Source organism: Nocardiopsis sp. TNDT3, from assembly GCF_003427465.1.
GTDB classification, from domain to species: Bacteria; Actinomycetota; Actinomycetes; order Streptosporangiales; family Streptosporangiaceae; genus Nocardiopsis; species Nocardiopsis dassonvillei.
Genome location: NZ_QPFC01000193.1, coordinates 1 through 9,121, shown reverse-complemented (window position 1 = coordinate 9,121; position 9,121 = coordinate 1). Strand labels below are relative to the sequence as shown.

The following is a 9,121-nucleotide window of genomic DNA, read 5'->3' as shown; positions in this document are numbered from 1 at the left end:
GCCCGGTGTCGAGGTCTTCGACACCGGGCCGTCCGTCGGTTCGGTCGGTGAGGACAAGGGTCGGTCTTTCGCTCAGTGGGTGTCGGTCGGCCTGCTTACTCGGCGACGTCGGGGTTCACCTCGGCGGACTCCATGCCGCCGGCGTCCACGCCCCACTCGCCCAGGACCTCGGCGTAGGTGCCGTCCTCGATGAGCGCGTTGAAGGCGGCGGCCACGGCCTCGGCCAGCTCCGTGTCCTCCTTGTTGGTGAGGATGCCGTAGGGGGCGGCGTTGTACTGCTCGCCGATGAACTCCAGGACGCCCTCGCCGGTCTGCTCCAGAGCGTAGGCCGAGGTCGGCATGTCGGCGAGCGAGGCGTCGTTGACGCCGGAGACGACCGTCTCGGTGGCCAGCGGCTGGCTCTCGAACTTCTGGATGGTGATGGCCTCCTCACCGGCGTCGACGCAGGCCGCGCTGCGCTCCTCGATGTCGGTGTCGTGCGTGGTGTTGGACTGCACCGCGATCCGCATGCCGCAGGCGTTGTCGGGGTCCACGTCCTGGGGGTTGCCCGCCTGGGCGAACCACTGGGTGCCCGAGGAGAAGTAGCTGATCATGTTGACCTGCTCCATGCGCTCCTCGGTGACCGTGAAGGAGGAGGAGCCCAGGTCGTAGGTGCCCGTGTCCACGCCGATGATGATGGAGTCGAAGGCGGTGGGCTCCCACGTGGCCTCCAGGCCGAGCTTGGCCAGGGCGGCGTTGACGAGGTCCACGTTGAAGCCGAGGACGGTCTCGCCGTCGGCGTCCAGGTACTCGCCGGGCGGGTAGGAGGCCTCGACGCCGATCGTGACGGTCCCGGCCTCGGCGACGTCGGCGGGCACGAGCGCGGCGAGCTCCTCGTCGACCTCGACGGAGGGCGCCTCGGGGGCGGCCGACTCCTCCGCGCCTCCGCCTCCGCCGTCCCCGCCGCCGCAGGCGGTCAGCGCCAGGACGCCGGCGAGGGACAGGGCGCCGAGGGCGAACGGCGTGGGCAGGGACTTGTGCAGAGCCATCGCGGGGTCTCCTTCGGGGGCGCGTAACGCCTGGCGGGGGCGGGTTCGTGACCCGTCTGCCCGAGCCGGAACGACATTTAGGACAATCTTCTTTTAACACTCAGAAGCCGGTGCCGTCCCATCGTGCACACCCGCGATGTTCCTGTGGTCACCGTTGTGAGAGGATTACGTAACGGGTCATCCCCGTGAGAGGCGGCCGCGCAGCAACTCGTATAGGAGTCCGGCGAAGAACGACTCTCCCCGGCGACACCACCGGTCATGGCCGACCGGCGCCGAGGAGGGCCCCCTAGCAATCGTCACGTCTTCGCGCGCGGTCCGCACCACCGCCAGGTCCGCCCCCGTCATGGCCGACGGCGGGTGGAACACGCAAGACCTGAGGGGTTTTCAGCCGTGACCACTGTTTCGCGTTCCCAGAACCCGCGTCGTGACGACGATCCCGCCTTCGCCATGCACCGCGGCGGCAAGCTCCACGTGACCTCGTCCGTGGACGTCCGCGACCAGGAGGGACTCTCCCTCGCCTACACCCCCGGCGTCGCCCGCGTCTGCGACGCCATCGCCGAGTCCCCCGAACTCGTCGACACCTACACCTGGAAGAGCAACCTGGTCGCCGTCGTCACCGACGGCACCGCTGTCCTGGGCCTGGGCGACATCGGCGCCGAGGCCTCCCTGCCGGTCATGGAGGGCAAGTCGCTGCTGTTCAAGCAGTTCGCCGGCGTCGACTCCGTGCCGATCGCGCTGGGCTGCACCGGTGTCGACGAGATCGTCGAGACCGTCGTGCGCATGGCGCCCTCCTTCGGCGGGATCAACCTGGAGGACATCTCCGCGCCCCGCTGCTTCGAGATCGAACGGCAGCTGCGCGAGCGCCTGGACATCCCGGTCTTCCACGACGACCAGCACGGCACCGCCATCGTCACCGTGGCCGCGCTGCGCAACGCCGCCCGGTTCACCGGGCGCACCCTGGCCGACCTGCGCGCCGTGGTCTCCGGCGCGGGCGCCGCGGGCGTGGCCGTCACCAAGATGCTCGTCGACGGCGGGATCGGCGACATCGCCGTGGCCGACTCCAAGGGCATGATCTACGAAGGCCGCGAGGGCCTGACCCCGGTCAAGCGGGAGCTGGCCTCCATCAGCAACCGGGCGGGGCTGCGCGGATCCATCGAGAGCGCGCTGGAGGGGGCCGACGTGTTCATCGGCCTGTCCGCGGGCGAGGTCCCCGAGTCCGTGGTCGCCACCATGGCCGACGACGCGATCATCTTCGCGATGGCCAACCCCAACCCGGAGGTGCACCCGGACGTCGCCCGCAGGCACGCGAGCGTGGTCGCCACCGGGCGCAGCGACTTCCCCAACCAGATCAACAACGTCCTGGCCTTCCCGGGCGTGTTCCGGGGCGCCTTCGACGCGGGGGCCACGGACATCACCGAGAACATGAAGCTGGCCGCCGCCACCGCGCTGGCCGACCTGGTGGGCGACAAGCTGTCCGCCGACTACATCATCCCCAGCCCCTTCGACGAGAGGGTGGCCCCGGCGGTCGCCGCCGCGGTCGCCGCCCAGGCCCGTGAGGACGGCGTCGTCCGCGGCTAGGGACCCGGACACGACGGGGCCCGGAGGGCGCGCCCCCGCGCCGCCCTCCGGGCCCCTCGCCGTACTGGTCTACCTACCGTCGCCGGGGTCGTCGACCGCCTCGCTCCAGGGATCGGCGGACGGCCTCGGACGCGTTCCGCCCTCCGTGGCGGGCCCGTCCCCGGCGGGCCCGGGCCGCTCGGCGGCGGGTCCCTCCGTGGCGGCGGGCTCCTCCGTGGCGGGCTCGTCCTCGGCGGGCCCTGGCCGCTCCGTGGCGGCGGGCTCCTCCTTCCCCGTCCCGGGGGCGGCGGCGGTTCCCTCCCCGGCGGGAGCGGTCCCGTCGGCTCGGTCCCCGGCTCCCTCCGCCCGGTCGGCGGGCGGGCCCCAGTGCCGCATGTCCCGGCGGATCACCTCGACCGTGTCGTCCAGGATGCGCCGCAGGTCGGTGGCGGCGGCCTCTCCGACGTGTCCCGCCTCGCGGACCACGTCGCGCACGCGGTCGCCGAAGTCGTGCAGCGCGCGCTCGAACTCCGGGCCCTGCGACGGGCGCTCTGAATCGCGCCTGCCTCCCCAGGCGGCGCCGAACGCGCCGAAGCCCTGCGTGAAGCGCTCCCACTCGCGGGACCACCGCGAGCCGTCCTCGCAGCCCGGCCCGGACTGCTCGCGGCGCTCGCCGGACTCCTTCCCGGGCGCGTCCGCCCCCTCCTCGCTCCGACCGGCCTCCTCCGAGGCGGTGGAGTCGGCGGTCCCAGCGGTCCCAGTGGTCCCGGCGGGTCCGCCCGGGGCCTCGGTTCCGGAGCGGCGCGCGCCCCCGGAGGCGAACTTGAGCTCGTCGCGCAGCGAGCTGATCGTCGCGCGCACGTCCTGCTTGACCGCGCGGGCGATGTCGCGCACCGAGTCGGTGATCTCCCGCTCCAGGTCGTTCAGGTCGTTCTCGCGCTCGCGCAGCTCCTCGCGGCCCTTGTCGGTGAGGCTGTAGACCTTGCGTCCGCCCTCCTCGGTGTGGGTGACCAGCCCCTCCTCCTCCAGCCGGGCCAGCCGGGGGTAGATCGTGCCGGGAGAGGGCGAGTACACGCCGAGGAAGCGGTCGCGGAGCAGGCTGATGATCTCGTAGCCGTGCCGCGGGTTCTCGTCCAGCAGCTTGAGCAGGTACAGCCGTAGTCTGCCGTGGCCGAAGATGGTGCTCATTCAGGCCCCCTCGGGGATCGCGGCCGGTGCCTCGGGCGCGCGCCGCAACAGCGCCGTCCGACCGGACGCGGAGTTGGTGGTGATGGAGGCGGGATCGACGCCGCTGCCGATCCTCCCGCTCAGGATCGTCCTGGCCGGGGCGCTGCGCCGGTCCAGCCCGAAGTCGGACTTGGCGGGCGCCGCCGCGGTGCGCAGCTCCACGGTCGCCGAGGTCTCGGAGGGCACCCGCAGGGCGATCTCGCCCGAGACCGAGGTGAGCCGGACCCGCCCCGCCGGGGCGACGCCGGTGTCGGCCAGCAGCTGACCGGAGACGGTCTTGGCGCTCAGCGCGGACAGCCGTCCGCCCGCCACAGCCAGCTGGCCGCTCACGCTGTTGAACTTGAGGCTGCCGTGGGGGTCGCGCACGGCGGTGCTCCCCGAGACGGTGTTGATCTCGGTCTCGCCCGAGACGTCGTCCAGGGTGATCTCCCCGGTCGCGGTCCGCAGCTGGCTCCGGGCGCTGAGCCCGGCGGCGACGATCGGCGCGCTGGCCGTGGTGACCTCGACCGGGCAGTCCTTGGGCAGCCGCAGGTTCACGGTGGCCCTGCGGTGCTGCACGCTCTTGTAGCTGTTGAGCTGGACCGGCCGCAGCCGGTCCAGGAACCCCTGGCCGGTGAGGTCCTCGTAGTGGATGGTGAGGATGCCCGCCTCCTGTGTGACCAGGAGGGGTTCACCGACGATGTCGGTGACCTCGAAGGTGACCGGGTCGTCGGTGGGAAGAATGTTGACGTGGCCTCCGATGATCCGGACCCGCAACGCGACGATGCCGTCCAGGGTCTGGGTCATCGGCCTGTCGATGGTCCAACGTGCCATCGTGCTCGGCCCCTTTCGCTCGCTCCGTGTTCTCACGATATGTCGCGTCTGCGGCGAACTCAAGATATGTCGCGGATTCGCGGGGTGTTTCAGGGAGACCTCCGGGCAAACCCCGAGGCCGCCGGAGTCCGGACCCCCGGACGGTGCCGGAGGTGCCGCGGGTCTGCGCTTGAATGGGCGGTCGGCCCGATCGGACCGACCGTACGACCTGGAGAACCGAGAATGCACCATCCCCCAACACCCGCCTTCGCCCTCGTCCCGCCGAGGACGGGCGGGCCCCCGCGCATGCCCCGCGCCTTGCGGTTCCTGCGCGTGCTGTTCAGCCTCATGGGCACCATCGCCGCGCTGATGACCCTCTACTACCTATTCCTACTGCTGAGCCTGTACCTGTACCCCTCGACGACCTTCGAGGAGTGGCTCTCCGCCCAGGGCTTCTTCGCGGCCGAACTCTGGGTCATGCCCGCGCTGCACGCCCTCAGGGCAGCATCCTGCGCCGTCGCCGCGACCCGGCTCGGCGGGGGAGGGCGCACCGGCCGTAGGTGGGCGCGCGTCGCCGTGGGCGTCGAGGCGGGCGCGATCCTGGTCGGTGCGGCCGTGGGGGTGGCCGCACTCGGGGTCGTCTCGGTGTTCGACGCCGTCCTGTGGGTGTTCAGCGCCGCGGTGGGACTGCTCTTCCCCGGGCTCCTCTTCCTCCTCCTGCTGGTCGCCCGCTCCAGCCGGGAGTGGTTCCGCGCCACCGGCGCCTGAGAGCTGGCCCGGGGCACGCGAAGGGGCCCGGGTCGCGCTGACCCGGGCCCCTCATGCGGTCCCTACTCGTCGTCCTCGTCGTCCAGCCGCGCCAGCCACGTGGCCAGCCGGTCGACCGGGGTCTCGAACTCGGGGTTCATGTCGGTGAACGCCCGCAGCTGCTCGGCGAGCCAGGCGAAGCTGACCTCCTCGCCGCCGCGGCGGTTCTCCAACTCCTCGATTCCGCGATCGGTGTAGTACACGCTCTTCCTTCTACGTGCTCGCAGGCCCGTCCGCTAGTCCGCGGGCGGGAAGACCGTGTCCACCAGTGCCCGCTGCTCGGCCTCGTGGCGCTTGGCCGAACCGGCCGCGGGCGCGGAGGAGGCCGGACGCGAGATCCGCGTGAACGGGCGGTCGAGCTGCTCGGAGAAGACCAGCGCGACGAAGGGCCACGGGCCCATGTTCGCCGGCTCCTCCTGCACCCACAGGACCTCGCCCGCGTTGGGGTAGGCCTTGAGCTGCTCGCGGATCTCCTCGATCGGCAGCGGGTAGAGCCGCTCCGCCCGGATGATCGCGGTGTGCTTGTCACCGCTCTTGCGGCGCGCCGCGTCCAGGTCGTAGTAGATCTTGCCCGAGCACAGCACCACGCGCCGCACCTTGTCCGGCGCGATCGAGTCGTCCTTGATCAGCGGCTCGAAGTGGCCCGAGGTGAAGTCCGCGGCGGCCGAGGTGGCGGCCTTCAGGCGCAGCAGCGACTTGGGCGTGAACACCACCAGCGGGCGCTCCAGCGGCGACTTGGCCTGCCAGCGCAGCAGGTGGAAGTAGCTCGCCGGGGTGCTGGGGTGGGCCACCGTCATGTTCTCCTGCGCGCACTGCTGCAGGAACCGCTCGATGCGGGCGGAGGAGTGGTCCGGCCCCTGGCCCTCGTAGCCGTGCGGCAGCAGCAGGGTCACGCTGGAGCGCTGTCCCCACTTCTGCTCGCCCGCGCTGATGTACTCGTCGATGATGGTCTGCGCGCCGTTGACGAAGTCGCCGAACTGCGCCTCCCACATCACCAGGGCGTCGGGACGGGTCAGCGAGTAGCCGTACTCGAAGCCCAGGGCCGCGTACTCGCTCAGCAGGGAGTCGTGCACGTGGAACCGGGTGATGCCGTCGTCGAACTGCTTGAGCGGCGTGTGGGTCTCGCCGGTCTCGCGGTCCATCAGCGTGGCGTGGCGCTGGCCGAAGGTGCCGCGGCGGCTGTCCTGGCCGATGAGGCGGACGGGGTGGCCGTCCAGCAGCAGCGACCCGAAGGCCAGCAGCTCACCGGTGGCCCAGTCGATCGCGTCGGTCTCGACCATCGTCGCGCGGCGCGAGAGCTGGGGGGCCAGCCGCGGGTGCGGCGTGAAGCCCTCGGGCAGCGACACCTGGGTGTCGATGACCCGCTTGACCGTCTCGGTGCTGATCGCCGTCTCGACGGCGGAGTGCTCCAGGCGGCCCTCGGTGAACACCTCGGGCTTGACCACGGAGCCGGGCTCGATCGGCTTCTTCTCGACCTCGCGGGTCTCGGTGAAGGCCCGCTCCAGCTCCGACTGGTAGTCGCGCAGCGCCGACTCCGCCTCCTCCACCGTGATGTCGCCGCGGCCGATGAGGGCCTCGGTGAACAGCTTGCGGGTGGAGCGCTTGGCGTCGATGACGTCGTACATCAGCGGCTGGGTGAAGGCGGGGTTGTCGCCCTCGTTGTGGCCGCGGCGCCGGTAGCAGACCAGGTCGATGACGACGTCCTTGTTGAACGCCTGGCGGTAGGCGAAGGCCAGGTGCGCGACCCGGACCACGGCCTCGGGGTCGTCCCCGTTGACGTGGAAGATCGGCGCCTGCACCATCCGCGCCACGTCCGTGGCGTAGACGCTGGAGCGGCTGTCGGACGGCGAGGTGGTGAAGCCCACCTGGTTGTTCACGATGACGTGCACCGTGCCGCCGGTCCGGTAACCGCGCAGCTGCGACAGGTTCAGCGTCTCGGCGACCACGCCCTGCCCGGCGAACGCGGCGTCGCCGTGGATGAGGATCGGCAGGACGGTGAAGCCCTGCGGGCCCTTGTTGAGCACGTCCTGCTTGGCGCGGACGATGCCCTCGGCGACCGGGTCGACCGTCTCCAGGTGGGACGGGTTGGCGGCCAGCGAGATGCGGATCTTCTGGCCGTCGTGGGTCTCGAAGGTGCCCTCGGTGCCCAGGTGGTACTTGACGTCGCCCGAGCCGTGCGCGCTGCGCGGGTCGAGGTTGCCCTCGAACTCACCGAAGATCTGCGCGTAGGACTTGCCGCAGATGTTGGCCAGCACGTTCAGGCGGCCTCGGTGGGCCATGCCGATGACGGCCTCGTCCAGCTCGGCCTTGGCGGCCTTGGAGATCACGCCGTCCAGCAGCGGGATCAGCGACTCGCCGCCCTCCAGGGAGAAGCGCTTCTGGCCCACGTACTTGGTCTGGAGGAAGGTCTCGAAGGCCTCGGCGCTGTTGAGCCGGTGCAGGATGTGCAGCTGCTCGTCGCGGTCGAGCTTCTCGTGCTCGCGCTCGACGTGCGCCTGGATCCACTCCCGCTCCTCCGGGCTCTGGATGTGCATGTACTCGATACCCACCGTGCGGCAGTAGGTGTCGCGCAGCACGCCCAGCACGTCGCGCAGCTTCATGACCTGCTTGCCGCCGAAGCCCCCGGTGGGGAACTCGCGGTCCAGGTCCCACAGGGTGAGGCCGTGTTCGAGCACGTCCAGGTCGGGGTGCTTGCGCTGCTCGTGGTCGAGCGGGTTGGTGTCGGCCATCAGGTGGCCGCGCACGCGGTAGGCGTGGATCAGCTCCTGGACCCGGGTGGTCTTGTCGAGCTGGGTGGCCTTGTTGACGTGGATGTCCTGCACCCAGCGCACCGGCTCGTAGGGGATGCGCAGCGAGTTGAAGATCTCGTCGTAGAAACCGTCCTCGCCCAGCAGCAGCTGGTGGATCCGGCGCAGGAACTCACCGGACTGCGCACCCTGGATGATGCGGTGGTCGTAGGTGGAGGTCAGCGTCATGACCTTGCTGATGCCCAGCTCGGCCAGGGTGTCGGAGGAGGCGCCCTGGAACTCGGCCGGGTACTCCATCGCGCCCACGCCCAGGATGGTGCCCTGGCCCGGCATCAGGCGCGGGACCGAGTGCACGGTGCCGATGCCGCCGGGGTTGGTGAGGCTGATGGTGGTGCCCTGGAAGTCCGGCACGCCCAGCTTGTTGCTGCGGGCCTTGCGGACCAGGTCCTCGTAGCCGCTCCAGAACTCCGTGAAGTCCATCTCGTCGGACTTCTTGATGGAGGGCACGACCAGCTGCCGGGAGCCGTCGGGCTTCTGGAGGTCGATCGCCAGGCCGAAGTTCACGTGCTCGGGCTTGGCGACACCGGGCTTGCCGTCCACCTCCACGTAGGAGTGGTTCATCTCCGGCAGGGCCTTGAGGGCCTTGACCATGGCGTAACCGATGAGGTGGGTGAAGGAGACCTTCCCGCCACGGCCGCGCCGGAGGTGGTTGTTGATGACGATGCGGTTGTCGAAGAGCAGCTTGACCGGCACCGCGCGCACGCTGGTGGCGGTGGGCAGGCCCAGGCTCGACTCCATGTTGGTCGCGGTCCGCGCGGGTGCGCCGCGCAGACGCTCCTGCTTGACCTGGAGGGCCTCGTCCTTGCCCTCCTTGTCGTCCTTGCTCTTCGGCTTGGCGGACGGAGCCGGGGCCGCGGGGGCGGTCGGCTTCTTCTTGGGGGCGGAGGCCGCGGGGGCCTTCTC

The 9,121-nt window shown here is 70.9% G+C and carries 7 protein-coding genes; 2 read left to right on the top strand and 5 right to left on the bottom strand.

Annotation, left to right across the window (positions count from 1 at the left end; translation table 11 throughout):
• Positions 1-95 precede the first annotated feature (95 nt).
• Positions 96-1,028, bottom strand: coding sequence for an ABC transporter substrate-binding protein (locus DQW06_RS05260; RefSeq protein WP_013154691.1), 933 nt, complete (start codon positions 1,026-1,028; stop codon positions 96-98).
• A 447-nt stretch (positions 1,029-1,475) separates the two neighbouring features.
• Between DQW06_RS05260 and DQW06_RS05255 the strand changes: the two genes are divergently transcribed.
• Positions 1,476-2,606 (top strand): NADP-dependent malic enzyme, encoded by a 1,131-nt coding sequence (locus tag DQW06_RS05255; RefSeq protein WP_049800314.1) that lies wholly within the window; start codon positions 1,476-1,478, stop codon positions 2,604-2,606.
• A gap of 69 nt (positions 2,607-2,675) precedes the next feature.
• Here DQW06_RS05255 and DQW06_RS05250 read toward each other — a convergent pair whose 3' ends face one another.
• Together DQW06_RS05250 and DQW06_RS05245 are read right to left on the bottom strand one after the other, a co-directional pair.
• Positions 2,676-3,773: a PadR family transcriptional regulator gene (locus tag DQW06_RS05250; RefSeq protein WP_071622650.1), complete on the bottom strand. Its 1,098-nt coding sequence runs from the start codon at positions 3,771-3,773 to the stop codon at positions 2,676-2,678.
• Positions 3,774-4,625, bottom strand: a complete 852-nt coding sequence (locus DQW06_RS05245) for a DUF4097 family beta strand repeat-containing protein (protein WP_013154688.1) — start codon at positions 4,623-4,625, stop codon at positions 3,774-3,776.
• A gap of 285 nt (positions 4,626-4,910) precedes the next feature.
• On the opposite strand from DQW06_RS05245, the gene DQW06_RS28845 reads away from it, so the two are divergent.
• Positions 4,911-5,372, top strand: coding sequence for a hypothetical protein (locus DQW06_RS28845; RefSeq protein WP_157983345.1), 462 nt, complete (start codon positions 4,911-4,913; stop codon positions 5,370-5,372).
• A 62-nt stretch (positions 5,373-5,434) separates the two neighbouring features.
• On the opposite strand, the gene DQW06_RS05240 is transcribed toward DQW06_RS28845, so the two are convergent.
• Both DQW06_RS05240 and DQW06_RS05235 read right to left on the bottom strand, forming a co-directional pair.
• The gene (locus DQW06_RS05240; protein WP_013154687.1) at positions 5,435-5,614 is read right to left on the bottom strand and encodes a DUF6104 family protein; all 180 of its coding nucleotides are present in this window, start codon (positions 5,612-5,614) and stop codon (positions 5,435-5,437) included.
• Positions 5,615-5,647: 33 nt separating this feature from the next.
• On the bottom strand, positions 5,648-9,121 hold a 3,474-nt coding region (locus DQW06_RS05235), incomplete at its 5' end, for a multifunctional oxoglutarate decarboxylase/oxoglutarate dehydrogenase thiamine pyrophosphate-binding subunit/dihydrolipoyllysine-residue succinyltransferase subunit (RefSeq protein ID WP_117198058.1).

Coding starts and splice junctions, on each gene's coding strand:
- DQW06_RS05260 (WP_013154691.1), bottom strand. CDS start 1,028: ATGGCTCTGCACAAGTCCCTGCCCACGCCGTTCGCCCTCGGCGCCCTG.
- DQW06_RS05255 (WP_049800314.1), top strand. CDS start 1,476: ATGCACCGCGGCGGCAAGCTCCACGTGACCTCGTCCGTGGACGTCCGC.
- DQW06_RS05250 (WP_071622650.1), bottom strand. CDS start 3,773: ATGAGCACCATCTTCGGCCACGGCAGACTACGGCTGTACCTGCTCAAG.
- DQW06_RS05245 (WP_013154688.1), bottom strand. CDS start 4,625: ATGGCACGTTGGACCATCGACAGGCCGATGACCCAGACCCTGGACGGC.
- DQW06_RS28845 (WP_157983345.1), top strand. CDS start 4,911: ATGCCCCGCGCCTTGCGGTTCCTGCGCGTGCTGTTCAGCCTCATGGGC.